Below are 25,406 nucleotides of genomic sequence, written 5' to 3' on the forward strand. Positions count from 1 at the left end.
CACCAAGGAGGTACGGGGCCAGGCGCGTCAGCGCCTGGCCCCGGGGGCGACGGATCAGTTGCGACGGATCAGTTGCGGCGGCTCCACTGCTGGTTGGCTCCACCCCAGCAGCTGTACAGCTGGAGAAGCGCCCCGTTACCGCTGCCACCGGCGTCGAGGCACAGCCCTGACTGCACTCCGGTGATCGTGCCGTTGGAGTTGATGTTCCACTGCTGGTTCGCGCCGCCGTGGCAGTCGTAGATGGTCACCCGCGTACCGTTGCTGGTGCCCTGATTCGCGGCGTCCAGGCACTTGCCGTTCACCGTCAGCTGCCGGCTCGAGGTGTGGGTGAACCGCTGGTTCGCGCCACCCCAGCAGTCATACAACTGGATCTGGGTGCCGTTGCTGGTGCTCGAGTTCGGCACGTCCAGGCACCGGCCGGACTGCTGACCGACGATCATCTGGCCGCTGCCGCCACTGGGCGGCGGGGTGGTCGGGTTGCCCGGGTTGCCCGGGTTGCCGGGGTCGGAGTTACCGCCTTCCGACAGGGTGATGTCGGAGCTTCCCTGGCTCTGGTAACCCTCGGTGGCCATGATCTGGTAGTAGTGGTTGCCCAGGTTCAGGCCGACGCGGGCCCAGGCGTCGAAGTGGTTGGCGGTGGTGATGGTGCCACTGCTGCGCTTCTGCTGCCGGACGCTCCAGTACTGGTAGAACGTCTGGGTGCCGTCGATCGACGGGGCGTTGACCCGCTGGCTGCGGAGGATGTCGTACGTGCCGCCGTCGGTGGTGATGCTGCCGAGCCGGGTGGCGCCGCTGCTCGGGTTGTAGCTGCCGAAGTTCTCGACGATGTAGTACTCGACCAGCGGGTTGCGGGTCCAGCCGTACAGGGCGAGGTAGGTGTTGTTGTTGCCCGGGTTGTAGTTGCCCGAGTAGGTGATCGTGCGGCGGGTTCCGGGGTTCCAGCCCTTGCCGCCGACCCAGTTGTTGGTGCTCCTGTTCCACGAGCTGGAGTAGCGGCCGTTCTCACGCAACACCATGCAGGCGTCGCCGCTGTCCTTCCAGAACGAGAAGAAGAACCCGTTGTGGGTGCCTTCCGTGTTCGAGCAGACCTGCCGGTCGGCCTCGGCGTGGGCGGGGCTGGCCGAGATCGCGATGGTGCCGGTGGTGGCCAACACTGCGGCGAATGCGGCGGCAGCCAGCATCCTGATGCGGCCGCGTCGGCGGCTCTTACGGTGAGTGGGGACTTCGTTCATGGTGGCGTGCTTCTCCTTGCGAGAGGCGGCGTGGCGTAATCGACGGGGTGCGTGTGCTCCAGGGACGGTCACCGCGCGTCGATGCTGCGCCTTGGCGGTAAGAATTTCCGGACTGTCGGTTGTGTGGGTGCTCCACTGCTACTTGCCGTCGCCACTGACCTCCAGACTGAGCAAGTTAGCCAGCATCTATGTCTTCGATATCGTTATCCAAATATCGACGCCAGTCAAGAAATGTCGTCCGACCGGCACTTCCGGAACTACCAGGCGGATGCCGCCACCTGCTAGGTGCGGGCAGTCTGGAGGCAGGAGCACACGGCTCAGCCGGCCGACCGCTCCCAGTCGATTGTGGGCAGGCCGGCATCGGCGAGCGCCTTGGTGGCGGCGCTGAACGGCCGACTGCCGACGGCGCCGTGTTCGCACGGAACACGGCGCCGTCGGTCGTGGGCGCGCCGAGGTCAGACGACCTTGAAGCTGCTCAGCGGAGCCTGCACGTTGTGCAGGTCACCGCTCGGCACGTAGTAGCTGATCCCGGTGCAGTTGGCGCCCTCGTACACCCGCAGCGAGTAGTCGGTGAGGTTCAGCCAGCCCAGGAAGCCCATCGAGCTGTTCACGCAGTCGGTGCCGAAGGGTGCCGGGTACTCGACCGTGGCGCCGTTGAACCACTTGGACTCGTGCAGGCACAGGGTGCCGTCGACGTAGGTGCAGCTGCGGGATTCGGCCGCAGCCGCGGGGGCTCCGGTCACCGCGATCGCGGCGGCACTGATGGTGGCGAGCAGGACGGTCCGGACAGGCTTCGACGGGCGCATGCAGTCCTCCTTGATGCGGGTGGTGGCAGGTCGGTGACGAGTCACATTGATCGATCATCACCAACTAGTTGCATGGTCGACTGTCCGAGCACGGACTGTCAACACGTCAAGAACACTGCCGACATCGGGAGGAACGAACGTGCAGCCGGACTGCACGCCTAGCCGGCCGTACGCTCCCAGACGATGGTGGGCAGGCCGGCGTCGGCGAGCGCCTTGTTGGCGGCGCTGAACGGCCGGCTGCCGAGGAAGCCACGCGGGTTCATCGGGCTCGGATGCCCCGCCTCCAGCACCACGTGCTGCGGGTTGCTGACCAGCGCCGCCTTCTTACGCGCGTAACCGCCCCAGAGCAGGAAGACCACCCGGGACTCCAGCGCGTCGAGGGCATGGATGGTGGCGTCGGTGAACTCCTCCCAACCCCGGTTCGCGTGCGAGCCCGGGGCACCCTGCCGCACCGTCAACACCGAATTGAGCAGCAGCACGCCCTGCGCGGCCCAGCCGTCCAGGTTGCCGCTGCGCGGCTTGGGCACCCCCAGGTCCTCGCCCAACTCCTTGAAGACGTTGCGCAGCGACGGCGGCACGGACACCCCCTCACGCACGCTGAAGCTCAGCCCGTGCGCCTGACCCACCCGGTGGTAGGGGTCCTGGCCCAGGATCAGCACCCGGCAGTCCGCCGGGGCGCACAGCCGGTAGGCGGAGAACAGGTCCTCCACCGGCGGGAAGACCGTGCCGGTGGCGTACTCCTTGGCGACGAACTCGCCCAGCGCGGCCGTGCGGGCCGGGTCGAGGTGCGGGGTCAGCACCTCCCGCCAGGCCTCCGGCAGCAGTGCGGGCAGGTCCAGGGGGGTGAGATCGTCGGGCATCGGCGGCCTTTCCGCGCGGCTAGGTCGGTCCCCGGCACTGTAGGCGCACGGTACGACGGCGCTGCCGGTGGCCGGGCCGAGAGTCAGTCCAGGGCGGTCAGCCGCCGCGCCCAGTCGCCACCGACCGGCACCAGTTCCGCTACCCGGGTGTCGTCGTCGCGCCGGTCCAGCCGGACCCACAGGTGCGCGTCGGTCAACTGCTCGACCAGCCCCTCCCCCCACTCGACCACGGTCACCGACTCGTCGACGGAGGCGTCCAGGTCCAGGTCGTCGATCTCGGCCCGGGGATCGGTAGCGTCGCCGAGCCGGTACGCGTCGGCGTGCACCAGGGCCACCCCCCGCCCCGCCTCCGGATCGGGCCGGTGCACCCGGGCGATCACGAAGGTCGGCGAGGTGATGTCACCGAGCACCCCCAGGCCGGCCCCGATCCCCTGGGTCAGGGCGGTCTTGCCGGCACCCAACGGACCGGAGAGCAGCACCAGATCGCCGGTACGCAGCAACCCGGCCAGCCGCCGACCGAAGGCGTGGGTGTCGGCGGCCGTCGGCAGGACGAACCGGGTCACGCGGATCCCGGCCCGTAGTTGCCGAGGAACCCCAGCAGGGCCTCGTTCACCTCGTCGGCGTGCTCCAGCATCACCACATGCCCACTGTCGTGGATCTTGACGAACTCGGCGTGCGGCAGCCGCCGGACGATCTCCTCGGAATGATTCACGGGTGTGATCATGTCCTTGTCCCCGACGATCACCAGCACCGGAGTACCCTCCAGCGCCGCCAGCGCCGGAAACCGCGAGTGGGTGGCGATCGTCCGCAGGTAGCGGGTCACCGTGTCCGCTGAGGTACGCGAGTTCATCTGCTCCACGTACGACACCAGCGCCGGACTGGGGTTGTCCGTACCGAAGCCGTACTTGCGGGTCAGCAGCCAGGCCACATTCGTGGTCGACCGGCGGGCCCGGTCGATCACCGACCCGCCATACCGGGTGACATTGCCGGCCATGTACAGCACCGGGCTGCTCACCCGTCCCAGCAGGGCCGGGGCCACCAGCTTCGTCTCCGCCAGTAACCCGCCCGAGGTGGCCATCAGCACGGTGCCCACCACCCGGTCGCCGAACATCTCCGGATACAGCTCGGCCAGCGCCATGATGGTCATCCCGCCCATCGAGTGGCCGACCAGCACCAGCGGCCCCTCGGCCGCCACCTCGTCGATGACCCGGCGCAGGGTGTGGCCGAGGGCGTCCAGGTCGTACTCCCCGCTCTCCAGCCGACCCGAACGGCCGTGACCGGGCTGGTCGTACGCGACGATGCGGTGCTCGCCCCGCTCGGCGAGCAGCTTGCGTTGGAAATGGAAGGTGCCCATGTCCAGGCAGAAACCGTGCACCAGCACCACGGTCGGGTTGCCCTCGACCGGGCGGGTCGGCTCGACCACCTCGACATGGATGTCCGTACCGTCCGGCATCTCCAGCCGGTACGCCTCGTCGTACCGCTGCCGGCCGAAGACCTCGTCGGCGTACCGGTCGGCGGGGTCGGCCTTCAGTCGACGGACCAGGGCCCGCTCGGTGGCGACCCCGACCGCGGTCGCCGCGGCGGCCACCCCGAGGGCCGCACCCACCAGACCTGCGGCCCGGCCCGCCGCCGTGCGTGGCCTGGGGATGTGGAAACGGTTGCTCATGTGGTCACCCCGTCGTAGACCCGGGGAACCCGGGTGCTGCCGAAGCGGGTGACGATCTCGTAGTTGATGGTGCCGACCGCCTCGGCCCAGTCGTCCGCGGTGGGTTCCCCCTCGGCACCGCTGCCGAAGAGGGTGGCCACGTCACCGGCGGCCACCGGGTCGTCGCCGCAGTCCAGGACGAACTGGTCCATGCAGACCCGCCCGGAGATGGTCCGGCGGCGTCCACCGAGCTGCACCGGGCCGGTGTTGGAGGCGTGCCGGGGCACCCCGTCGGCGTACCCCAGGGGCACCACCGCCAGGTTCGCGTCGCTGCCGGTGGTGTACGTGTGGCCGTAGGAGACCCCGGTGCCGGCCGGGACCCGCTTGGTCAGCATCACCCGGGCCCGGGCGGTCATCGCCGGACGCAGCCCGTGGCTCTCCCCGGCCACCGGGGAGAGCCCGTACACCGCCAGCCCCGGGCGGACCAGGTCGAAGTGGGTGTCCGGCCGGGTCAGGGTGGCCGCCGAGTTGGCCAGGTGGCGGTAGCGGGGACGCAGTCCGGCCCGCTCGACCATGGCCAGCCCCTCGTGGAAGACCGCCAACTGCCGGTCCGTGGTCGGATGACCGGGTGAGTCCGCGTACACGAAGTGGCTCCACACCCCGACCACCTCGACCAGACCGTCGGCCTGGGCCTTGGCGGCGGCGTCCAGCAGGGCCGGCCAGTCGTCGAGGATCGCCCCACCCCGGGACAACCCGGTGTCGATCTTCAGGTGCACCCGGGCGGGCCGTTGCGCCTGTCGACTCGCCTCAGTCATCTCCTCCAGTTGCGGCAGACTCGCCACCCCCAGATCCACCTCGGCCGCTATGCCGGTGTGCAGGGGTAAACCCGGCACCAGCAGCCAGGCCAGGACCGGGGCCTCGATGCCGGCCGCGCGCAGGGCCAGCGCCTCGTCCAGGGTGCAGACCCCGAGCCAGGAGGCCCCCGCTTCGAGGGCGGCGTGCGCAACCGGAAGCATCCCGTGGCCGTAGCCGTCGGCCTTCACCACCGCCATCAGTTCGGCGCTGGTGCCGGCACGCAGCCGACTCACGTTCTCCCGGATCGCGTCCAGATCCACGCGCACCTCGGCCTGCCACATGCCCCCACCCTACTTTCCACCCTGATCAGCGCGCTGCGCACCGGACAGGTCCGGCGGGTGCGGGCGGGTCGGCCCCGGGCAGGTCAGGGCAGCCGGGCGAGCACGGCCCGGAGCGCGGTGGCCACCTCAGGGGCGGTTACCGGGCCGCCGCGGGCCGCCTCCCGACCGGCCAGGCCGTGCACGTACGCCGCCGCGGCGGCGGCCCGCTCCGCCGGCAGCCCGGCCGCCAGCAGGGAACCGAGCAGCCCGGCCAGCACATCCCCGGTCCCGCCGGTGGCCAGCGCGGGGGTGCCGCTCGGATTGACGTACGCCCGGCCGTCCGGGGTGCCGATCACCGTGCGGTTCCCCTTGAGCAGCACCACGGCGTTCATCCAGGCGGCCAGCCGGAGGGTGGCGGCCACCCGGTCCCCGCCGGGCTGCTCACCGCAGAGCCGGGTGAACTCCCGGTCGTGCGGGGTGACCACGATCGGGGCGTCCCGCCGCCGCAACGCCTCGGCCAGGGAGCCGTCGACCAGCAGGGTCAACGCGTCCGCGTCCAGCACCACCGGCACCGGGGCGGCCAGCACGGTCCGCAGTTCGGTGACCGCCCGCTCGTCCGTGCCCAACCCCGACCCGCACACCCAGGCCTGCACCCGGCCGGCGTCGGCCACCCGACCGGTGGCGATCACGGAGGGGTGCTGGCGGACCACCTCCTCGCGGGCCCCACCGGCGTAGCGGACCAGGCCGGTGGGCCCGGCCAGGGCGCCACCGACCGAGAGGGTGGCGGCACCCGGATAGGTGGCCGACCCGGTGGCCACCCCCACCACCCCCCGGGTGTACTTCTCCGAGGCGGCGTCCAGCCGGGGCCACCACTGCGCCACATCCGACCACTCCACCACCTCAAGGGCGGGGCTGCCGCGCAGCCAGGGTTCGAGCCCGATGTCGACCAGCTCCACCTGCCCGGCCAGGGCGGCGGCCGGGCCGACCGCCAGGGCCGGCTTCAGCGCGCCGAAGGCGACCGTGACGTCGGCGCAGACCGCGTCGGGTCGGCCGGAGGAGGTGAGGGGCACGTCTCCGGTGTCCACCACCACCCCGCTGGGCACGTCCACCGCCAGCACGGTCGGCCGGGCCCCGTCCCGCCCCCGGTGTCCCGGCAGACTCGCCACCACCCGGGCGGCCGGCTCCCGCAACCCGCCCTGCCCGCCGATGCCGACGATGCCGTCCAGCACCAGGTCGAGCACGGGCGGCGGGTCCGGCACGACCCGTCCACCGGCGGCCCGCAACGCGGCCAGCCCTTCGGCGTGGACCCGATCCGGGGTCAGCAGCAGCGCCGACACGGCCGCTCCCCGCCGGGCCAGACGGGCACCGGCGTACAGCGTGTCGCCACCGTTGTCCCCGGAGCCGACCAGCAGCAGCACGGGGGCGGCGTACACCCCGCCCCGCTCGGCGAGCAGCAGCGCGCACCGGCGCGCCAGTCCGGCGGCGGCACGCTGCATGAGGGTGCCCGGTGGGAGTTCGGCCATCAGTGCCGCCTCGGCCGCCCGTACCTCCGCCACCCGCCAGACCGATCTCACCCGGCTCACCCTACCGGTGCGGGGGCCGCAGGGTAGCCCTCCGCCGATCGCCCGGCAATGCCTGTGGACAACCCGGCGGCACCTGAGGCACCGGTTGTCCACAGGGCACCCCCGCTTCCGCCTGGGCCGCCTAGCGTCCGGTGAGTCGGCGGTACGGGGCCACGGGAGGGGCGATGCACCAGCAGGGATCGACCGGACAGCCGGGTGTGCTGCATCAGCAGGAGGTGACCGTGCAGCCGGAGCAGCTGCACCGGATCGGACGGTCGCTGGGCGATCACGGCCATCGGGTGGCGAGCGGGTTGGCCGGGCTGCCGGGGTTGGCGGCACCGGCCCCCGGCTGGGCTGCCGGGGCCGCGCTGGGCGCCCTGGAGGCAGCCGTGCAGTCCTGGACGGCCCGGCTGGGCGGCCGGATCACCCAGACCGGTGAGGCCGTACGCTCCGCCGCCCGGTCGTACGAGTCGGCGGATGCCCGGGCCGCCACCCGACTGTCCGGCCTGCCCCGGTGACCGGCCCCGAGACGGCGGGCCAGGTCGGCTACGCCCAACTCTCGACGGCCGATCCGGCGGGCTGGCAGGCCACCGGGACTGCCTGGGCGGGGCTGTGCGGGCTGGCCCGACGACGGGCCGGTGAGCTGGCCGACGACGCGGCGGCCCTGCGCCCCCAATGGTCCGGGCTGGCCGCTACCGCAGCCCAGGGCCAGTTGTCCGATCTGCGGGCCCGACTGCTCACCCTGGCCCCGGTGGCGATCGAGATCGACCAGGTGCTGGCGGAGTTCGCCGCCCGGCTGGCGGCGGCCCGGGCACGGTTGACGGCGGCGGTGACCCTGGCCGCCGCCGTCGGGGTGCTGATCGACCGCTGGGGTAGGGCCAGCCCCGATCCGGGTAGGGTGCCGCCGCACCGGGCCGTGCAGACGGTGACCCCGGTGGCGACGGCCCTCCGGGAGGCCCTGGCCCTGGCCGCCACGGCGGATCGGGAGGCCGCCGCCCGGCTGGACCAACTGACCGCCGAGGCCGAGTCCGGCTGGATGACCCGACCCCCACCGGACCGGCCCGCCCCACACGCCGATCCGGCCCAGGTCAACCGCTGGTGGGCGGGGCTGACCCCGACCCAGCGCCGGTGGCTGATCGGCCACGAGCCGGAGCTGGTCGGTCGGCTGGACGGGGTTCCGGCCGCCGCCCGCGACCAAGCCAACCGGCTGCTGCTGGAGGCCCGGCGAGAGGAGCTGGTGCGACGCTGGGAGCGGTTGCTCAACCGGGTGCCACGGGGGCCCGCCGAGGCGCTCGGGCTACGCACGGTCGACGCCGCGCTGCGCGGGCTGGACGCCCTGACCGCTCGGCTGGCCGACCCGCAGCCCCCGCGGGCGTACCTGCTGGGGCTGGATGTCGGGGGTGAGGGGCGGACGGTGGTCGCCCTGGGCAACCCGGATCGGGCCGCCGCCATCCTGACCCATGTGCCGGGCACGACCGCCGGGCTGGACGACGCCACCGGCGAGCTGGGCCGGGCCACCCGGGTGCTGTCACGCGGCGCCGACCTGGCACCCGGACAGGAGACCTCGGCGGTGCTCTGGCTGGACTACGACGCCCCGGACTTCCTGCACGAGGCGGCCTGGGACCGCCAGGCCCACGAAGCCGGTGCGGCGCTGCACCGCTTCCAGGAGGGGCTGCGGGCCACCCATGACGGGCCGCCCGCTCGGCAGACCGTGCTCGGGCACAGCTACGGATCCCTGGTGGTGGGCACCGCCGCCCGGGATCACGGGCTGGCGGCGGACGCCCTGATCTTCGTCGGCTCCCCCGGGGTCGGGGTGGGGCACGCCGACGAGCTGGGGGTGCCCGCCGGGCAGGTGTGGGCCAGCGCCGCACCGGACGACGTGATCCGGCTGACCCGACCCCCCGGTGAGCTGGCCCGACAGGCCCTGGTCAGTCTCTCCCCGGTGGCCGCGATCGCCGGGATGCTGACCGGCGACGACGACCAGCGCTGGTTCGGGCGGGATCCCGCCCACCCCTCCTTCGGGGGCAGCCGCTTCCCCAGCGGCCGGTACGGCCACAGCGGCTACTGGCATCCGGACAATCCGGCCCTGGACGGCATGGCCCGGATCGTGGTCGGCGGCTGACCGGGCAGGTGCGGCCGGGCGGTCCCTGGGACCGCCCGGCCCGGCGACTACTCGACCGTGACGGACTTGGCCAGGTTGCGCGGCTGATCCACGTCGTGTCCCCGGGCGGCCGCGATCTCCGCGGCGAAGATCTGCAGGGGCACGGTCGTCAGCAGCGGCGCCAGCAGGGTCGGGGTACGCGGCACGTAGATCAGGTGGTCGGCGTACCGGACCACGGACTGGTCCCCCTCCTCGGCGATCACGATGGTGCGGGCGCCTCGGGCGCGTACCTCCTGGATGTTGGAGACGATCTTGTCGTGCAGCAGGCTGCGGCCCACCGGGGAGGGCACCACACAGATCACCGGGGTGCCCTGGTCGATCAGGGCGATCGGGCCGTGCTTCAGCTCGCCCGCGGCGAACCCCTCGGCGTGCATGTACGCCAACTCCTTGAGCTTGAGGGCTCCCTCCAGGGCCACCGGGTAGCCGACATGACGGCCGATGAACAGCACGGTCGGCTCGTCGGCCAGCTCGCGGGCCAGCTCCCGCACCGGCTCGATGCGCCCGAGCAGTTGCCGCAGCTTGTCCGGCACCTGGTGCAGTTGCTCCACCACGGCCGCCACCTCGTCGGCGAACTTGATGCCGCGCACCTGGGCCAGGTGCAGGCCGATCAGGTAGCAGGCGACCAACTGGGTCAGGAAGGCCTTGGTGGAGGCGACCGCGATCTCCGGCCCGCCGTGGGTGTAGAGCACCGCGTCGGACTCACGGGGGATGGTGGAGCCGTTGGTGTTGCAGATGGCCAGCACCCGGGCCTTCTGGTCCTTGGCGTGCCGCAACGCCATCAGGGTGTCCATGGTCTCGCCGGACTGCGAGATCACCACGATCAGGGTGGACCGGTCCAGCACCGGGTCGCGGTAGCGGAACTCGCTGGCCAGTTCCACCTCGCAGGGGATCCGGGTCCAGTGCTCGATGGCGTACTTGGCCACCAGCCCGGAGTGGTACGCCGTGCCGCAGGCCACGATGAAGATCTTGTCGACGTCGCGCAGATCCTGGTCGCTGAGCCGGACCTCGTCGAGCACGATCTCGCCGCTGTCGGTCAGTCGGCCCAGCAGGGTGTCCGCGACGGCCTGGGGCTGCTCCTCGATCTCCTTGAGCATGAACCAGTCGTAGCCGCCCTTCTCGGCGGCCGAGGAGTCCCAGTCGATGTGGAAGTCCTTGCCGGCGGCGGGCTGACCGGCGAAATCGGTGATCTCGATGGTGTCGGCGGTGATCAGGACGATCTGGTCCTGACCCAGCTCGACCGCCTCCCGGGTGTGCTCGATGAAGGCGGCGACATCGCTGGCCAGGTAGTTCTCCCCGTCGCCCCGGCCGACCACCAGGGGGGAGTTGCGCCGGGCACCGACCACCGCACCGGGTATCCCGGCGTCCACGGCCAGCAGGGTGAAGGCCCCCTCCAGCCGCTGGCAGATCACCTGCATGGCGGCGGAGAGCAGGTGCGGCCCCTCCGGCTGACCGGCCGCGCGCAGCTCGGCCATCGCCTTGGCCATCAGGTGCGCGGCGCACTCCGTGTCGGTGTCGCTGACGAAGGTGACGCCCTCGTCCTCCAGTTCGGCACGGAGCTTGGCGAAGTTCTCGATGATGCCGTTGTGGATCACCGCTACCCGTCCGTCCGGGGACAGGTGGGGGTGGGCGTTGCGGTCGGTGGGTCCGCCGTGGGTGGCCCAGCGGGTGTGGCCGATGCCGGTGGTGCCGTCGCCGATGCCGATCGGGCTGGCACCGCAGGCCTGCGGGTCCTCGGCGGCGCGCTCGGAGAGCACCTTCTCCAGGTTGGCCAGCTTGCCGGCCTTCTTCTCGGTCAGCAGTTCCCCGTCGCAGGCGATCGCCACCCCGGCCGAGTCGTAGCCGCGGTACTCCAACCGCCGCAGACCGTCGAGCACGATGCCGAGCGCCGGTCGGCCACCGGCGTAACCCACGATTCCACACATGGATGGCAGCCTAACCCAGTTTTGCTCAACTCGCCTGCTCGAAAGTCGGGTAAACAATCACCGAACTTGAGCGATTGGCGCAGTATCGGTGATCGGGGTCACAAATCTCCCCGACGGGGTCGGGCGCCCCACCGCCTTGCCCCCGTACCCTGACGAGCGTGACGAGCACCGATGTCGACCCCCTGGTGAACCGGATGCGCCCCTTCGGGACGACGATCTTCGCCGAGATGTCCGCCCTGGCCGTCCGCACCGGTGCGGTGAACCTCGGGCAGGGCTTCCCGGACACCGACGGCCCACCCGAGATGCTCACCGCCGCCGCCGAGGCGCTGTGCTCCGGACACAACCAGTACCCCCCGGGCCCGGGCATCCCCGAGCTACGCGCGGCCGTGGCGGCCCACCAACGCCGCTTCTGGGGCCTGGAGTACGACCCGGACGGCGAGGTGGTCATCACCGCCGGTGCCACCGAGGCGGTGGCCGCAGCGATCCTCGCCCTCTGCGAACCCGGGGACGAGGTGGTCTGCTTCGAGCCGTACTACGACTCCTACGCCGCCTCGATCGCCCTGGCCGGTGCGGTGCGCCGCCCGGTGACCCTGCGCCCCGGCCCCGACGGTCGGTACGTCTTCGACCCCTCCGCGCTGCGGGCCGCCTTCGGCCCGCGTACCCGGCTGGTGCTGCTGAACTCACCGCACAACCCGACCGGCAAGGTCTTCACCCCGGCCGAGGTGGCCATGATCGCGGACCTCTGCCAGGAGCACGGCGCGTACGCGGTCACCGACGAGGTGTACGAACACCTGGTCTTCACCGACGCGGCGACCGCACACGTGCCACTGGCCGGCCTGCCCGGGATGCGTGAGCGCACCCTGCGCATCTCCTCGGCCGGCAAGACCTTCTCCTGCACCGGCTGGAAGGTGGGCTGGGTCAGCGGGCCGCCCGCGCTGGTCGCCGCGGTGCTGCGGGTCAAGCAGTTCCTCACCTTCGTCAACGCCGCTCCCCTGCAACCGGCCGTGGCGGTGGCCCTCGGGCTACCCGACGCCTACTTCACCCAGTTCCGGGCCGACCTTCAGGCCCGTCGGGACCAACTGATCGGTGGGCTGACCGAGGCCGGGTTCGAGGTGCTCACCCCGGAGGGCACCTACTTCGTCACCGCCGACATCACCGACCTCGGCGGCTCCGACGGGGTGGAGTTCTGCCGGTCCCTGCCCGAGCGTTGCGGGGTGGTGGCCGTACCCACCCAGGTCTTCTACGACGACCCGGAGGCCGGCCGACGGCTGATCCGGTTCGCCTTCTGCAAACGCACCGAGGTGCTGGCGGAGGCGGTGACCCGGCTGCACCGCCTGGCGCCCAGCTCCTGAGGAACCCGCACGACGGTCACGCAGGTGGGCTGGAACCCCTCGATCCCGGCCCACCTCGATCAGCTCCGTCTGTGGTGAGCCGGGTTCAGGAGGCGGGGCTGGCGGTGCGGACCAGGGCGGCGATGCGTTCGGCGACCTGCTGGGCGACCTCCTCGGTGGCCGCCTCGACCATCACCCGCACCAACGGCTCGGTGCCCGAGGGGCGCAGCAGCACCCGGCCGGTCTCGCCCAGCTCGGCCTCGGCCCGCTCGACCTCCGCGCGGACCGCCGGTGCGGCGGCGCCCACGGTACGGTCACCGACCGGCACGTTGATCAACACCTGCGGCAGCTTGGTCACCACCCCCGCCAGGTCGGCCAGGGTACGGCCGGTGGCCGCCATCCGGGCCATCAGGTGCAGCCCGGTCAACACCCCGTCGCCGGTGGTGGCGTACGCCGGCATCACGATGTGCCCACTCTGCTCACCACCGAGGGCCAGCCCGGAGGCGCGCAGCTCCTCCAGCACGTACCGGTCGCCGACCTTGGTCTCGATCAGCCGGATGCCCTGGGCGGACATGGCCAGGCGCAGACCCAGGTTGCTCATCACGGTGGCGACCAGGGTGTCCGCGGTCAGGGTGCCGGCGTCCCGCATGGCCAGGGCCAGGATCGCCATCACCTGATCGCCGTCGACCTCCTCGCCGTCGGCGGTCACCGCGACGCACCGGTCGGCGTCACCGTCGTGCGCGATGCCCAGGTGGGCGCCGTGCTCGACCACGGCCTGACGCAGGGCCTCGATGTGGTTCGACCCGCACTCGTCGTTGATGTTCAGCCCGTCCGGCTCGGCGTGGATCGCGATGACCTCGGCACCGGCCTCCCGGTACGCCACCGGAGCCACCTCGGCAGCCGCGCCGTTGGCGCAGTCGACCACGACCTTGATCCCCTCCAGGCGGTGTGGCACCGTGCCGACGAGGTGCTGCACGTAGTGGTCGGCGCCGTCGAGCAGGTCGTGCACCCGGCCGACTCCCGCGCCGACCGGGCGCTGCCAGGCGACACTGCCGTTGGCCTCGATGGCTGCCTCGATCCGCATCTCGATCTCGTCGGGCAGTTTGTGCCCACCGGCCGCGAAAAGCTTGATCCCGTTGTCCGGCATCGGGTTGTGGGAGGCCGACAGCATCACCCCCAGGTCCGCCTTGGCCTCCGCGGTGAGGAAGGCCACCGCCGGGGTGGGCAGCACACCTACCCGGATCACGGTCGCGCCCGCGCTGGTCAGCCCGGCCACCACTGCCGCCTCCAGCATCTCGCCGCTGGCCCGGGTGTCCCGCCCGACCACCGCCAGGGGGGCATGACTGCGGTCGGATTCGGCAAGGGTGTGGGCGGCGGCGATCGCCACCGAGAGCGCCAACTCCGGGGTGAGATCGGCGTTCGCCCGCCCGCGTACCCCGTCCGTGCCGAACAACCGGCCCATACCCGCCAACCTCCGATGAAACAACCGTTGTGGGGAGAAAATGCCCTGTGATGAAGAGGCGGAAACGGCCGGTCCACCTCCCAGTCGAGGGGAGGCGGACCGGCCGTCCGTCAGAAGTACAAGGTGCGGCTGAAGATCAGCGCTTCGAGTACTGAGGAGCCTTACGGGCCTTCTTGAGACCGTACTTCTTGCTCTCCTTGACCCGGGCGTCCCGGGTCAGGAAGCCGGCCTTCTTCAGGGCCGGGCGGTCGTCCGGCTCGCTGACGATCAGCGCCCGGGCGATGGCCAGCCGCAGCGCACCGGCCTGGCCGGTGGTGCCGCCGCCACGCAGGTTGGCGATGACGTCGAAGGTCTCGGCCTTCTCGGCGGTGACCAGCGGGTCCTTGATCAGCTGCTGGTGCACCTTGCTCGGGAAGTAGGCCTCAAGGTCCCGGCCGTTGCAGGTGATCTTGCCGCTGCCCGGCACGATCCGGACCCGGACGATGGCTTCCTTGCGGCGGCCCACGGTCTGGATCGGGCGGTCACCACGAGGCGCGCGGGCGACGGGCGCCGGCGCCTCGGTGGCCTCAGGGGCGACCTCGGTGGCGGTGATGTCGGTCATGCTGCTTCCTTCGCCCGCGCTCACTGCGCGATCTGCTTGATCTCGAACGGCACCGGCTGCTGCGCGCCGTGCGGGTGCTCTGCACCGGCGTAGACCTTCAGCTTCTTGATCAGCTGACGGCCGAGCTTGTTGTGCGGGAGCATCCCCTTCACAGCCAGCTCGATGGCCCGCTCGGGGCGCTTGGACAGCAGCTCCTCGTAGCCGACCTGCTTGAGGCCACCCGGGTAACCGGAGTGCCGGTAAGCGATCTTCTGCTGGCGCTTGTTGCCGGTCAGCGCGACCTTGCCCGCGTTCACGACGACGACGAAGTCGCCCGTGTCAACGTGCGGCGCGAAAGTCGGCTTGTGCTTGCCCCGCAGCAGCGTGGCGGCGTGGGTGGCCAGGCGGCCCAGCACGACATCAGAGGCGTCGATGACGTGCCACTGACGCTCGATCTCACCCGGCTTCGGGCTGTACGTACGCACAGGTCTACCTTGTCTCGTCGTCGGTCTGGGGTCGCGCGCCGAGGGGACCAGGACTTCCCAGCCGGACCAGCGCGCACGAACGACCAAGCGTACCTCAGGCGGCACGCCCACAGATGTCGTACAACAGCAGGCAACGATACCCGCAGCCTGCCCGGCCGGTCAAAACGGGGTCCGCCAGGCGTGCCGACGGCCTCGGGAATGGCCTTGATCACACCCCGGCCCGCGCCAATCGGGCCCCCGGACGCAGGTACGCAACCCAGGTGAGCAGGAGCAACACCAGGAAGAAGCCCACGTAGAACCGCAGTGCCGGCTGGATCCCGCCGTAGGTCGACCGGGCCCAGGCGTAACAGATCGGCACCAGGAAGCCGCCGAGGGCACCGACCGCCGAGATGATGCCCAACGCGCCGGCGGCCTGCCGGCGCATCGCCAGCATCACCTCCGGCGAGCCGCCCAACTCCGCCCCCTTCACCTGGAAGATCCGACTGATCATCCGGTAGGTAGAGCCGTTGCCGACGCCGGTGGCCACGAACAGCATCAGAAAGGCCACGAAGAAGACCCCCAGACTGCGCTGTTCGACCGACCAGAGGGCGGCCAGCGCGCCGACGGCCATCAGCACGAAGCTGACCATCGTCACCCGGGCACCGCCCACCACGTCGGAGAGCCGACCGCCGAAGGGGCGGCAGAAGGAGCCGACGGCCGCACCGAGGAAGGCCCAGGTCAGTGCGACGTCCGGCCGACCGAACACCGAGGTGAGCAGGGTCGGGAAGGCCGCCGAGTAGCCGATGAACGAGCCGAAGGTGCCGATGTACAGCAGGGACATGATCCAGGTGTCCCGATGCCGCAGCGACGACCAGACCGGCCGCACGTCGGCCTTCGCCTCGACCAGGTTGTCCATGAACAGGTACGCGCAGACCGCGGCGATCACCGCCAGCGGGATGTACATCAGCCCGGCCCGGGCCAGTGCCAGCCCGCCACCGAGCACGATCACCTGCGGCACCAGGAACTGCACCACCGCCACGCCGATGTTGCCGCCGGCGGCGTTGAGGCCCAGGGCCCAGCCCTTCTCCCGCTCCGGATAGAAGAACGAGATGTTCGCCATGCTGGAGGCGAAGTTGCCACCGCCGAATCCGGCGGTGGCGGCGATCAGCAACAACATCGGGAAGCCGATCTCCGGCCGCTCGACCGCCCAGGCCAGGCCCGCGCACGGCACGATCAGCAGCAGGGCGGAGACGATCGTCCAGTTCCGGCCGCCGAACACCGGCACGGCGAAGGTGTACGGCAACCGCAGCAACGCGCCGACTCCGCTCGGCACGGCGGTCAGCCAGAGCGCCTGACTGGTGGTCAACTGCCAACCGGCGTCACCGAGCCGGACGACGACGATGCTCCACAGCAGCCACACCGAGAAGCCGATGTGTTCGGCGAAGATCGACCAGATCAGGTTGCGGCGGGCGATCCGGCTGCCGGTCGTACGCCAGAAGGTGTGGTCCTCCGGTGCCCAGTGCCCGATCCAGCGGCCGGGACGGCGGTCCAGGTTCTCCTCCTGGACGACCTCGGGTTGTGCGCTCGTGGTGGTCATGGCGCCGAAGCTAGGAATCGACGGTTACCGCGGCGTTCGTCCTTCGGGTCGGCTCGGCAACGGGAAGCGCACCACCGGCCGAGGTGCGCGGTGAGACAGGCCGGTTCAGAGTTGCTGGAGGATGCGCAGCGCCCGGTCGACGTGGCGCATCGTCTCGACGTCGGCCACGTCCACGCACTCGGTGAACCACTTCTTCATCGGCGAGGAGATCCGGTCGGGCATCACCACCCAGCCACCCATCGGCACCGCCAGCGGTGAGTCACGCAGCAGTGCCGCCTCGACCACCTCGGCGACGATCACGATCGGTACTGCGGTGGAGTTGTAGACGTCGGAGCTGATCACCAGCCCGAGCCGCTCGCGGGCCCCCTCGATCCGCCAGACCTCGCCCCTACGCAGCACGTGGGCGACCACCGAAGAGCAGGTCGTCGACCAGGCCCACCTCCTGCGCATCGGCCAGCGAGGCGGCCTCCAGATCCAGCCCGGCCCGGCTCACTGCGGCGGCGTGGGCCGCGAAGACCTCACGCAGCGCCTTCTCCCGCGCGGCCTGGTCCATCCAGGCGGAGAGGGAGAGCCCTTCCCGTTTGGCGAACCGTCGGGCGTCCGCGATCGTCTCGTCGGAGAACGACAGAGTCACCTTGGCTGTCATGCCAGACAGACTACCGTCGGTATGACCGCCAGTCATCCGATCCGTACACCCTCGGGCTGACCCGGGGCGTGGCCGCCGAAGACGGCCGTCGCCGGGCCGCTACCGGCTGCGGCGTCGAACGCCTCGGTCACCTCCATGTCGACCACCTCCGTCTTCCCAATATGCGGAAGATTCGTTCCACATTCCAGGCCATGCGATCCGATGCGCCGCCGCCGTGCGGTGTGAGCGGCACTTGACAGGACCGAAACAAACGGGACGCGGGCCGGAAACTGGACGGCGGCACGCTTTGCCGACATGACAGACGGTGCACGGTCGGCAACTGCACCGGGGCGCACGCCCCGGGAGGTGGCGACGCACTGCCCGTACTGCGCCCTACAGTGCGGGATGACGCTGCGTGAGCAGGACGGGCAGGTGTCCGTACTCCCCCGGCAGTTCCCCACCAACCGCGGCGGACTCTGCCAGAAGGGCTGGACCTCGGCCGAACTGCTGACCCACCCGGACCGGCTGACCACCCCGCTGCTGCGCGACCCGGCCAGCGGCGAACTCCGCCCGGCCAGCTGGGAGGCCGCGCTGGACCGCATCACGACCGGCATCGGCGAGGTGCAGCGACGGCACGGCCGCGACGCGGTCGCCGTCTTCGGCGGCGGCGGGCTGACCAACGAGAAGGCGTACGCGCTGGGCAAGTTCGCCCGGGTCACCCTGGGCACCCGCAACATCGACTACAACGGACGGTTCTGCATGTCCTCGGCGGCCGCCGCCGGGATGCGCGCCTTCGGGGTCGACCGGGGGCTGCCCTTCCCGCTGGCCGACCTAGGGCACGCCGACACCCTGCTGCTGGTCGGGGCGAACCCGGCGGAGACCATGCCCCCGCTGGTGCGGTGGCTGACGGAGCTGCGGCAGCGCGGCGGCACGCTGATCGTGGTCGATCCCCGGGTCACCGCCACCGCCCGGCAGGCCGACCTGCACCTGCAACCACTGCCCGGCACCGACCTGGCGGTGGCCAACGCGCTGCTGCACATCGCCCTGACCGAGGGCTACCTCGACCGCGACTACGTGGCCACCCGTACCACCGGCTTCACCGAGGTCCGGCGCACGGTGGCGGGTTGGTGGCCGGCGCGGGCCGAGGCCCTCTCCGGCGTGCCGGTGGCCGACCTGGAGGCGACCGCCCGCGCCCTCGGCACCGCCGAACGGGCGATCATCCTCACCGCACGGGGCGCGGAACAGCACGCCAAGGGCGTGGACACGGTCACCGCCTTCGTCAACCTGGCCCTGGCGCTCGGCCTGCCCGGCCGCCCCGGCTCCGGGTACGGCTGCCTGACCGGGCAGGGCAACGGGCAGGGGGGCCGCGAGCACGGGCAGAAGGCCGACCAGCTGCCCGGATACCGCCGGATCGACGACCCGGCGGCCCGCGCCCATGTCGCGCAGGTGTGGGGGGTCTCCGCCGACGAACTGCCCGGTCCGGGGGTGCCCGCGTACCAGTTGCTGGATTCGCTGGGCACCGACGACGGCCCGCGTGCGCTGTTGGTCTTCGGCTCCAACCCGGTGGTCTCCGCCCCTCGGGCGGCGCGGATCGAGAGCCGGCTGCGCGACCTGGACCTGCTGGTCGTCGCCGACCTGCTGCTCTCCGAGACGGCGGCGCTGGCCGACGTGGTGCTGCCCACCGCCCAGTGGGCCGAGGAGGACGGCACCATGACCAACCTGGAGGGTCGGGTGCTGCGTCGCCGCGCCCTGCGCCCACCCCCGCCCGGGGTCCGCACCGACCTCGCCATCCTCGCCACCCTCACCACCCGGTTGAAAGGAAGGGCCCCTTCTTATCGCCTCGTGCATAGGAAGGGCCCCCTGTTAACACCCGACTGCGAAGCCGAAGCAGCCGCCGACCGCGAGGCGCGAGCCGCCGACCCACGTACGGTGTTTGCCGAGTTGCGGCGGGCCTCGGCCGGCGGGATCGCCGACTACGCCGGGATCAACTGGGAACGGATCGACGCCGCCGACGGGGTGTTCTGGCCCTGCCCGCGTGACGACGGGCCGGACTCGCCACGACTGTTCGCGGACGGCTTCCCCACCCCCGACGGCCGGGCCCGGTTCCACCCGGTGGAGCACCGGCCGGCCGCCGAGGAGGTCTGCGCGGAGTACCCGCTGCACTTCACCACCGGCCGGGTGCTCGCCCAGTACCAGTCCGGCACCCAGACCCGCCGGGTGGCCGCGCTGCGCCAGGCCGCTCCGGACGCCTTCGTGGAGCTGCATCCCGACCTCGCCGGGCGGCTCGGGGTGGCCGACGGCGAACCGGTGCGGGTGCTCTCCCGGCGGGGCGAGTTCCGCGCGCCGGCCCGGCTCAGCCCGACCATCCGGCCGGACACCGTCTTCGCACCCTTCCACTGGGGTGGTGCCGCCCGGGCCAACTCCGTCACCAACGACGCCGTCGACCCGATCTCCGGCATGCCCGAGTTCAAGATCTGCGCGGTCCGGGTGGAGCGGGTGGCGTCATGAACGAGCGCCAGCGAGCGGACTGTCGGCCGGACGCGATGAGCGGCCAGCGGGTGGTGGTGGTCGGCAACGGCATGGCCGGGGCCCGCCTCGCCGCCGAGCTGCACGCCCGGGGCCAGGACAAGGTCACCGTGGTCGGGGCGGAGCCGCACCGGGCGTACAACCGGATCATGCTGTCCACCCTGCTCGCCGGCAAGATCGGCGAGCCGGAGGTGGAGCTTACGGAGGCCACCGGGCGGGGGGTCGACCTGCGTACCGGAGTCGCGGTGCGGGCCATCGACCGGGCCGCCGGGGAGGTACGCACCGACGACGGCGATCGGATCGGCTACGACCACCTGGTGCTCGCCACCGGCGCGCGGGCGGTGGTGCCGGCGCTGCCCGGCCTGGACCCGACCTCGCCGCCGGAACGGGTGGTGGCGTTCCGGAGCCTGGCCGACTGCCGGCGCATCCTCACCCTGGCCGAGGGTGCCCGCCGCGCCCTGGTACTCGGCGGTGGGCTGCTGGGCCTGGAGGCCGCCCGGGGGTTGGCCGCCCGAGGCCTGGAGGTCGCCGTGGTGCACCGGGTGCCGTACCTGATGGAACGCCAGCTGGACGCCGTGGCCGGCGAGATCCTGGCCGGCACCCTCGCCGAACTCGGGGTGACCACCCACCTGGCCGTCACCCCGACCGGCCTGACGGCCGACCCCACCGGGGTCCGGCTTAGCCTGTCCGACGGCCGTACCCTCGACGCCGACCTGCTGGTCCTCGCCTGCGGGGTACGCCCGGACACCGCGCTCGCCGAGGCGGCCGGCCTGACGGTGGACCGGGGGGTGCTGGTCGACGACCGGCTGCGCACCAGCGACCCGCGGGTTTCCGCGATCGGCGACTGCGCGCAGCACGGCGCCGCCCCGACCGGGCTGGTCGCACCGGCCTGGGCGCAGGCCCGGGTGGTGGCCCAACTGCTGACCGGGCAGGACCCGCAGGCCCGGTACCGCCCCCGGCCGGTGGTCACCCGACTCAAGGCGGCCGGCATCGACCTGGCGGCGATGGGTGACCCGACGAACGGCCCCGGCGAGGAGTTGACCTTCGCCGATCCGACCCGGGGCACCTACGCCCGGCTGCGCATCCACGACGACCGGTTGGCCGCCGCGATCCTGCTCGGCGACAACCCGTCGGTGGGCGCGGTCATCCAGTTGTTCGACCGGGGTCACCCGGTACCCGCCGACCGGCGGGCACTGCTGCTCGGCCGGGCCGTGGGCGGTGGCGGCGGCGCGACTCCCGCCGCCTCTCCGGCGTTGATGCCGGACGCGGCCACCGTGTGCCAGTGCAACACGGTCAGCAAGGGCGCGGTGGTGGCCTGCTGGCGGGGCGGGGCGCGCACCTTCGACGAGGTCGTCGCCGGGACCAGGGCCGGTACCGGCTGCGGCGGCTGCCGGGACGCGGTCGCCGGCATCGTCGACTGGTTGTCCAGAACGGATCCGGTGGAGGTGGGACGATGACCGGCGGCAACGTGGTCGTGATCGGCAACGGCATGGTCGGGCAGCGGTTCGTGGACGCGCTGCGTTCGCGGGACCCGCAGGGCCACTGGCGGGTCACCGTGCTCGCCGAGGAACCCCGGCCGGCGTACGACCGGGTGCGGCTCTCGGCGTACTTCGACGGTGTCTCGGCCGACGAACTGAACCTGCACACCGCGTACGACGGGGTGCGGTTGCGCCTCGGCGAGGCGGCGACCACCGTGGATCGGGCCCGTCGGGTGGTGACCACGGCCGACGGCGAGTACCCGTACGACGTGCTGGTCTTCGCCACCGGCTCCTCGGCGTTCGTGCCTCCGGTGGACGGCGTCGGCCTGCCCGGGGTGTTCGTCTACCGGACGCTTGACGACCTGGCGTCGATCGAGGAGCATGCCCGGGGCCGGCGGACCGGCGCGGTGATCGGGGGCGGTCTGCTCGGCCTGGAGGCCGCCAACGCCCTGCGCCTGCTCGGCCTGATCACCAGCGTGGTGGAGTTCGCGCCCCGGCTGATGCCGGCTCAGATCGACACCGCCGGGGGCGCCCTGCTGCGCCGTTACGTGGAGGAGCTGGGGGTGGGCTGCCACCTCGGGGTGGCCACCACCGCGTTGCGACCCGGCCCGGACGGTACGGTCGCCGCCCTGGAACTGGCCGACGGCACGTCGATCGACGCCGACCTGGTGGTGGTGGCCGCCGGCATCCGTCCCCGCGACGAGCTGGCCCGCGCGGCCGGGCTCGACCTCGGCCCGCGCGGCGGGCTGTTGGTGGACGACTCCTGCCGCACCAGCGACGAGCGGGTCTACGCGGTCGGCGAGTGCGCGGCCGTCGAGGGCACCTGCTACGGCCTGGTGGCACCCGGGTACGCGATGGCCGAGGTGGTGGCCGACCGGCTGGTCGGTGGGGCGGCCACCTTCCCCGGCGCGGACACCGCCACCAAGCTCAAGCTGCTCGGCGTCGACGTGGCCTCCTTCGGTGACGCGCACGGCACCACCCCGGGCTGCCTGGACGTGACGTACACCGATCCGGCCACCCGGGTCTACGCCAAGCTGGTCCTCTCCGACGACGCGACGACGCTGCTCGGCGGGGTGCTGGTGGGCGACGCCAGCGCGTACCCCACCCTGCGGGCGAGCGTCGGCGCACCGCTGCCGGCGCCCCCGTTGGCGTTGCTCGCCCCGGCCGGTGCCGGCGAGGCGACCGTGGGGGCCCTGCCGGCCTCCGCGCAGGTCTGTTCCTGCAACGCGGTGACCCGCGCGGACATCGACACGGCCATCGCGGGCGGCTGCGCGGACGTGGCCGCCCTGAAGGCGTGCACCCGGGCCGGCACCAGTTGCGGTTCCTGCGTGCCGATGCTCAAGCAACTGCTCGACGCGGCCGGTGTCACCCAGTCCCGGGCGTTGTGCGAGCACTTCGACCTCAGTCGGCAGGAGCTGTTCGACATCGTCCGGGTACGCGGCATCCGGACCTTCTCCCGGTTGATCGCCGAACACGGGCAGGGCCGGGGTTGCGACATCTGCAAGCCGGTGGTCGCCTCGATCCTCGCCTCGCTCGGCAACGGGCACATCCTCGACGGCGAGCAGGCCGCGTTGCAGGACACCAACGACCACTTCCTGGCGAACCTGCAACGCGACGGCAGCTACTCGGTGGTGCCCCGGATCCCCGGCGGTGAGATCACCCCGGAGAAGCTCATCGTCATCGGCGAGGTGGCCCGGGACTTCCAGCTCTACACGAAGATCACCGGTGGACAGCGGATCGACCTGTTCGGGGCCCGGGTGGAGCAGTTGCCGCAGATCTGGCGTCGGCTGGTCGACGCCGGATTCGAGTCCGGTCACGCGTACGGCAAGGCGCTGCGGACGGTGAAGTCCTGCGTCGGCTCCACCTGGTGCCGGTACGGGGTGCAGGACTCGGTCGGCCTGGCCATCGCCCTGGAGTTGCGCTACCGGGGGCTACGCGCACCTCACAAGATCAAGTCGGCGGTCTCCGGGTGTGCCCGGGAGTGCGCCGAGGCCCGCAGCAAGGACTTCGGCATCATCGCCACCGAGACCGGCTGGAACCTCTACCTCGGCGGCAACGGGGGCTTCCGACCCCGGCACGCCGATTTGTTCGCCACCGATCTGAGCACCGCGGAACTGGTCACCATGATCGACCGGTTCCTGATGTTCTACGTCCGCACCGCCGACCGACTGCAACGCACCGCCGCCTGGATCGAGGCCATGGACGGCGGCCTCGACCACCTGCGAGCGGTCATCGTGGACGACTCGCTCGGCCTCTGCGCCGAACTCGACGCCGCGATGGCCCGGCACGTCACCTCCTACTCCGACGAGTGGCGGGACGTGCTCGACGACCCGGACCGACTGGGCCGGTTCGCCTCCTTCGTCAACGCACCGGACGTACCCGACCCGTCGATCACCTTCGTCACCGAACGCGGCCAACCCGTACCCGCCGGTGGTCGGCCACCCACAACCGACGGCCGTCAACCGGTCACCCTCGGACTGCCGGAGGTGCGGCGATGAACACCGTGACGACCGTGCGCTGGCACACCGTCTGCCCGTTGAGCCGACTGGACCTGGACCGGGGCGTGGCCGCCCTGGTCGACGGCGTCCAGGTAGCGCTGTTCCGGACCGCCGACGGGTTGTACGCGATCGAGAACCGAGACCCGGTCACCGGCGCGTACGTGCTGTCCCGGGGCATCGTGGGCAGCCGCCGCGGCCTGCCCACGGTCGCCTCGCCGCTGCACAAGCAGGTGTACGACCTGCGTACGGGGGACTGTCTCGACCTGCCCGGTGTCTGTGTCACCCGGCACGAGATCCGGTGCCGGGACGGCATGGTCGAGGTGCGGCTGCGACAGGAGGAGTGAATGCGCGAGGAACTGGCCGGCTTCACCATCGGGGTGACCGCCGACCGGCGGCGGGACGAACTCGCCGCGCTGCTCCAGCGGCGCGGCGCCCGGGTGGTGCTCGCCCCCGCGCTGCGGATCGTGCCGCTCGCGGACGACACCGCGCTGCGCGAGGCCACCCGGGCCTGTCTGGACCGGCCACCGGACGTGCTGATGGCCAACACCGGGATCGGCATGCGCGGGTGGCTGGAAGCCGCCGAGGGCTGGGGGGTCGCCGAGCCGCTGCGCTCGGTGCTCGGCAACTCGTACGTGGTGGCCCGGGGCCCCAAGGCGCGCGGCGCGATCCGCGCGGCCGGCCTGCACGACCAGTGGTCTCCGGAGTCGGAGAGCTGTGAGGAGGTCGTCGAGCACCTGCGCCGGCGAGGGGTGGCCGGGCAGGTGATCGCCATGCAGTTGCACGGCGATCGGCAGCCCGAGTGCACCCGCGCCCTGGAGGAGGCCGGGGCGACCGTCATCGAGATCCCGGTCTACCGCTGGGCGCCACCGACCGATCCGGCCCCCCTGCACCGGCTGGTCGACCTGGTGGCCGGTCGGTTGGTGGACGCGGTCACCTTCACCTCGGCACCGGCTGCGGAGGCGCTGCTGCGCGCCGCCGGGGACCGGACGGAGGCCGTCCTGGCCGCGTTGCGTAGTGATGTGCTGGCCAGTTGTGTCGGCCCGGTGACCGCCGAGCCGTTGGTCCGCCGGGGGGTGCCGGTGAGCGCGCCCAGCCGGGCCCGGTTGGGCGCCCTGGTCCGCACCATCGTCGACGAGCTGCCCCGGCGTACGGTCACCATCAAGGCCGCCGGGCACCTGCTCACGCTGCGCGGACACGCCGCCGTGGTGGACGGCGAACTACGTCCCCTGGCGCCGGCGCCGATGGCGGTGCTGCGGGCCCTGGCCCAAGCTCCGGGCCGGGTGCTGTCCCGTACCGCCCTGCTGCGGACCCTGCCCCGGGGGGCCGACGAGCATGCCGTGGAGATGGCGGTGGCCCGGCTGCGGGCCGGTCTGAAGGCCCCCCGGGTGGTGCAGACCGTCGTCAAGCGCGGCTACCGCCTCCGCATCGACTGAGACGAAGGAAGGGCCCCTGGTTAACGCCTGGGGTAGGTAAAGGGCCCCCGCTTAACAGGCGAGGGCACCCGTCCCGCCGAGACCCGACAAGTGCCGGGCAGGCGGGACG

The 25,406-nt window shown here is 72.0% G+C and carries 22 protein-coding genes and 1 pseudogene; 8 read left to right on the forward strand and 15 right to left on the reverse strand.

Translation table 11 applies throughout. The annotated features are described in order from the left end of the window. Window positions 1-68: 68 nt before the first annotated feature. The 8 genes and pseudogenes from ACGFIK_RS20135 to ACGFIK_RS20170 all read right to left on the reverse strand — a co-directional run bounded on the left by ACGFIK_RS20135 (window position 69) and on the right by ACGFIK_RS20170 (window position 7,232). Window positions 69-1,232 (reverse strand): glycoside hydrolase family 11 protein, encoded by a 1,164-nt coding sequence (locus ACGFIK_RS20135; RefSeq protein WP_327024083.1) that lies wholly within the window; start codon window positions 1,230-1,232, stop codon window positions 69-71. A 317-nt stretch (window positions 1,233-1,549) separates the two neighbouring features. After that, window positions 1,550-1,642, reverse strand: a pseudogene (locus tag ACGFIK_RS20140) (uracil-DNA glycosylase); the annotation flags it as partial. A 45-nt stretch (window positions 1,643-1,687) separates the two neighbouring features. Further along, window positions 1,688-2,038 (reverse strand): hypothetical protein, encoded by a 351-nt coding sequence (locus ACGFIK_RS20145; RefSeq protein ID WP_327024082.1) that lies wholly within the window; start codon window positions 2,036-2,038, stop codon window positions 1,688-1,690. Between the two features lie 158 nt (window positions 2,039-2,196). Beyond that, window positions 2,197-2,898, reverse strand: coding sequence for a uracil-DNA glycosylase (gene ung, locus ACGFIK_RS20150; protein ID WP_327024081.1), 702 nt, complete (start codon window positions 2,896-2,898; stop codon window positions 2,197-2,199). 83 nt (window positions 2,899-2,981) lie between these two features. Beyond that, window positions 2,982-3,467, reverse strand: coding sequence for a tRNA (adenosine(37)-N6)-threonylcarbamoyltransferase complex ATPase subunit type 1 TsaE (gene tsaE / locus ACGFIK_RS20155; protein WP_327027421.1), 486 nt, complete (start codon window positions 3,465-3,467; stop codon window positions 2,982-2,984). Continuing rightward, entirely contained in the window at window positions 3,458-4,564 is a 1,107-nt protein-coding gene (locus ACGFIK_RS20160; RefSeq protein ID WP_327024080.1) for an alpha/beta hydrolase, read from the reverse strand. Before ACGFIK_RS20160 ends, tsaE begins: the two co-directional genes overlap by 10 nt. Beyond that, on the reverse strand, window positions 4,561-5,679 hold the full coding sequence (gene alr / locus ACGFIK_RS20165) for an alanine racemase (protein WP_327024079.1): 1,119 nt from the start codon (window positions 5,677-5,679) through the stop codon (window positions 4,561-4,563). The genes ACGFIK_RS20160 and alr overlap by 4 nt, the downstream gene beginning before the upstream one ends. An 83-nt stretch (window positions 5,680-5,762) precedes the next feature. Then, window positions 5,763-7,232 (reverse strand): NAD(P)H-hydrate dehydratase, encoded by a 1,470-nt coding sequence (locus tag ACGFIK_RS20170; protein WP_327024078.1) that lies wholly within the window; start codon window positions 7,230-7,232, stop codon window positions 5,763-5,765. Between the two features lie 173 nt (window positions 7,233-7,405). On the opposite strand from ACGFIK_RS20170, the gene ACGFIK_RS20175 reads away from it, so the two are divergent. After that, window positions 7,406-7,738, forward strand: a complete 333-nt coding sequence (locus ACGFIK_RS20175) for a hypothetical protein (RefSeq protein WP_327024077.1) — start codon at window positions 7,406-7,408, stop codon at window positions 7,736-7,738. Further along, window positions 7,735-9,342: an alpha/beta hydrolase gene (locus tag ACGFIK_RS20180; protein ID WP_327024076.1), complete on the forward strand. Its 1,608-nt coding sequence runs from the start codon at window positions 7,735-7,737 to the stop codon at window positions 9,340-9,342. Before ACGFIK_RS20175 ends, ACGFIK_RS20180 begins: the two co-directional genes overlap by 4 nt. Window positions 9,343-9,389: 47 nt before the next feature. Here the strand turns inward: ACGFIK_RS20180 and glmS are convergent, their stop codons facing one another. Beyond that, entirely contained in the window at window positions 9,390-11,303 is a 1,914-nt protein-coding gene (glmS, locus tag ACGFIK_RS20185; RefSeq protein ID WP_327024075.1) for a glutamine--fructose-6-phosphate transaminase (isomerizing), read from the reverse strand. A gap of 158 nt (window positions 11,304-11,461) precedes the next feature. Here glmS and ACGFIK_RS20190 point away from each other — a divergent pair, with 158 nt between their 5' ends. After that, window positions 11,462-12,655 carry a pyridoxal phosphate-dependent aminotransferase gene (locus tag ACGFIK_RS20190; RefSeq protein ID WP_327024073.1) on the forward strand — a complete coding sequence of 398 codons (1,194 nt, stop codon included), beginning with the start codon at window positions 11,462-11,464 and terminating at the stop codon, window positions 12,653-12,655. An 85-nt stretch (window positions 12,656-12,740) separates the two neighbouring features. On the opposite strand, the gene glmM is transcribed toward ACGFIK_RS20190, so the two are convergent. From glmM to ACGFIK_RS20220, 6 genes are all read right to left on the reverse strand, one after another. Next, window positions 12,741-14,096, reverse strand: coding sequence for a phosphoglucosamine mutase (gene glmM, locus ACGFIK_RS20195; RefSeq protein WP_393340619.1), 1,356 nt, complete (start codon window positions 14,094-14,096; stop codon window positions 12,741-12,743). A 136-nt stretch (window positions 14,097-14,232) separates the two neighbouring features. Beyond that, window positions 14,233-14,697 (reverse strand): 30S ribosomal protein S9, encoded by a 465-nt coding sequence (rpsI, locus tag ACGFIK_RS20200; protein ID WP_131303517.1) that lies wholly within the window; start codon window positions 14,695-14,697, stop codon window positions 14,233-14,235. A gap of 20 nt (window positions 14,698-14,717) precedes the next feature. Beyond that, a complete protein-coding gene (gene rplM / locus ACGFIK_RS20205; RefSeq protein ID WP_013735896.1) occupies window positions 14,718-15,161 on the reverse strand; it encodes a 50S ribosomal protein L13 in 444 nt (147 codons plus the stop codon). 208 nt (window positions 15,162-15,369) lie between these two features. Then, entirely contained in the window at window positions 15,370-16,737 is a 1,368-nt protein-coding gene (locus ACGFIK_RS20210; RefSeq protein WP_393340621.1) for an MFS transporter, read from the reverse strand. A gap of 105 nt (window positions 16,738-16,842) precedes the next feature. Next, entirely contained in the window at window positions 16,843-17,148 is a 306-nt protein-coding gene (locus ACGFIK_RS20215; protein ID WP_327024070.1) for a type II toxin-antitoxin system PemK/MazF family toxin, read from the reverse strand. Next, window positions 17,126-17,383 carry a hypothetical protein gene (locus tag ACGFIK_RS20220; protein WP_327024069.1) on the reverse strand — a complete coding sequence of 86 codons (258 nt, stop codon included), beginning with the start codon at window positions 17,381-17,383 and terminating at the stop codon, window positions 17,126-17,128. Before ACGFIK_RS20220 ends, ACGFIK_RS20215 begins: the two co-directional genes overlap by 23 nt. A gap of 384 nt (window positions 17,384-17,767) precedes the next feature. Here ACGFIK_RS20220 and ACGFIK_RS20225 point away from each other — a divergent pair, with 384 nt between their 5' ends. Genes ACGFIK_RS20225 through ACGFIK_RS20245 form a run of 5 tightly spaced genes read left to right on the forward strand, consistent with a single transcriptional unit; the run spans window position 17,768 to window position 25,297 of the window. Further along, entirely contained in the window at window positions 17,768-19,870 is a 2,103-nt protein-coding gene (locus ACGFIK_RS20225; protein WP_393340624.1) for a molybdopterin oxidoreductase family protein, read from the forward strand. After that, window positions 19,867-21,345, forward strand: coding sequence for an FAD-dependent oxidoreductase (locus ACGFIK_RS20230; protein WP_327024067.1), 1,479 nt, complete (start codon window positions 19,867-19,869; stop codon window positions 21,343-21,345). Before ACGFIK_RS20225 ends, ACGFIK_RS20230 begins: the two co-directional genes overlap by 4 nt. Next, entirely contained in the window at window positions 21,342-23,864 is a 2,523-nt protein-coding gene (gene nirB, locus ACGFIK_RS20235) for a nitrite reductase large subunit NirB (protein WP_327024066.1), read from the forward strand. The genes ACGFIK_RS20230 and nirB overlap by 4 nt, the downstream gene beginning before the upstream one ends. Then, window positions 23,861-24,208: a nitrite reductase small subunit NirD gene (gene nirD / locus ACGFIK_RS20240; RefSeq protein ID WP_327024065.1), complete on the forward strand. Its 348-nt coding sequence runs from the start codon at window positions 23,861-23,863 to the stop codon at window positions 24,206-24,208. Before nirB ends, nirD begins: the two co-directional genes overlap by 4 nt. After that, window positions 24,209-25,297 (forward strand): uroporphyrinogen-III synthase, encoded by a 1,089-nt coding sequence (locus tag ACGFIK_RS20245; RefSeq protein WP_327024064.1) that lies wholly within the window; start codon window positions 24,209-24,211, stop codon window positions 25,295-25,297. The last annotated feature ends 109 nt before the right edge of the window (window positions 25,298-25,406 follow it).

This window comes from Micromonospora sp. NPDC048871, assembly GCF_043198155.1.
Taxonomy (GTDB): Bacteria; Actinomycetota; Actinomycetes; order Mycobacteriales; family Micromonosporaceae; genus Micromonospora.

Excerpts from the sequence above, each read along its gene's own strand:
- ACGFIK_RS20160 (WP_327024080.1), bottom strand. The coding sequence starts at position 4,564 with ATGAGCAACCGTTTCCACATCCCCAGGCCACGCACGGCGGCGGGCCGG.
- nirB (WP_327024066.1), top strand. The coding sequence starts at position 21,342 with ATGACCGGCGGCAACGTGGTCGTGATCGGCAACGGCATGGTCGGGCAG.
- ung (WP_327024081.1), bottom strand. The coding sequence starts at position 2,898 with ATGCCCGACGATCTCACCCCCCTGGACCTGCCCGCACTGCTGCCGGAG.
- rpsI (WP_131303517.1), bottom strand. The coding sequence starts at position 14,697 with ATGACCGACATCACCGCCACCGAGGTCGCCCCTGAGGCCACCGAGGCG.
- ACGFIK_RS20225 (WP_393340624.1), top strand. The coding sequence starts at position 17,768 with ATGACGCTGCGTGAGCAGGACGGGCAGGTGTCCGTACTCCCCCGGCAG.
- nirD (WP_327024065.1), top strand. The coding sequence starts at position 23,861 with ATGAACACCGTGACGACCGTGCGCTGGCACACCGTCTGCCCGTTGAGC.
- ACGFIK_RS20245 (WP_327024064.1), top strand. The coding sequence starts at position 24,209 with ATGCGCGAGGAACTGGCCGGCTTCACCATCGGGGTGACCGCCGACCGG.
- ACGFIK_RS20145 (WP_327024082.1), bottom strand. The coding sequence starts at position 2,038 with ATGCGCCCGTCGAAGCCTGTCCGGACCGTCCTGCTCGCCACCATCAGT.
- ACGFIK_RS20135 (WP_327024083.1), bottom strand. The coding sequence starts at position 1,232 with ATGAACGAAGTCCCCACTCACCGTAAGAGCCGCCGACGCGGCCGCATC.
- ACGFIK_RS20230 (WP_327024067.1), top strand. The coding sequence starts at position 19,867 with ATGAACGAGCGCCAGCGAGCGGACTGTCGGCCGGACGCGATGAGCGGC.
- alr (WP_327024079.1), bottom strand. The coding sequence starts at position 5,679 with ATGTGGCAGGCCGAGGTGCGCGTGGATCTGGACGCGATCCGGGAGAAC.
- ACGFIK_RS20210 (WP_393340621.1), bottom strand. The coding sequence starts at position 16,737 with ATGACCACCACGAGCGCACAACCCGAGGTCGTCCAGGAGGAGAACCTG.
- glmS (WP_327024075.1), bottom strand. The coding sequence starts at position 11,303 with ATGTGTGGAATCGTGGGTTACGCCGGTGGCCGACCGGCGCTCGGCATC.
- ACGFIK_RS20220 (WP_327024069.1), bottom strand. The coding sequence starts at position 17,383 with ATGACAGCCAAGGTGACTCTGTCGTTCTCCGACGAGACGATCGCGGAC.
- glmM (WP_393340619.1), bottom strand. The coding sequence starts at position 14,096 with ATGGGCCGGTTGTTCGGCACGGACGGGGTACGCGGGCGGGCGAACGCC.
- ACGFIK_RS20175 (WP_327024077.1), top strand. The coding sequence starts at position 7,406 with ATGCACCAGCAGGGATCGACCGGACAGCCGGGTGTGCTGCATCAGCAG.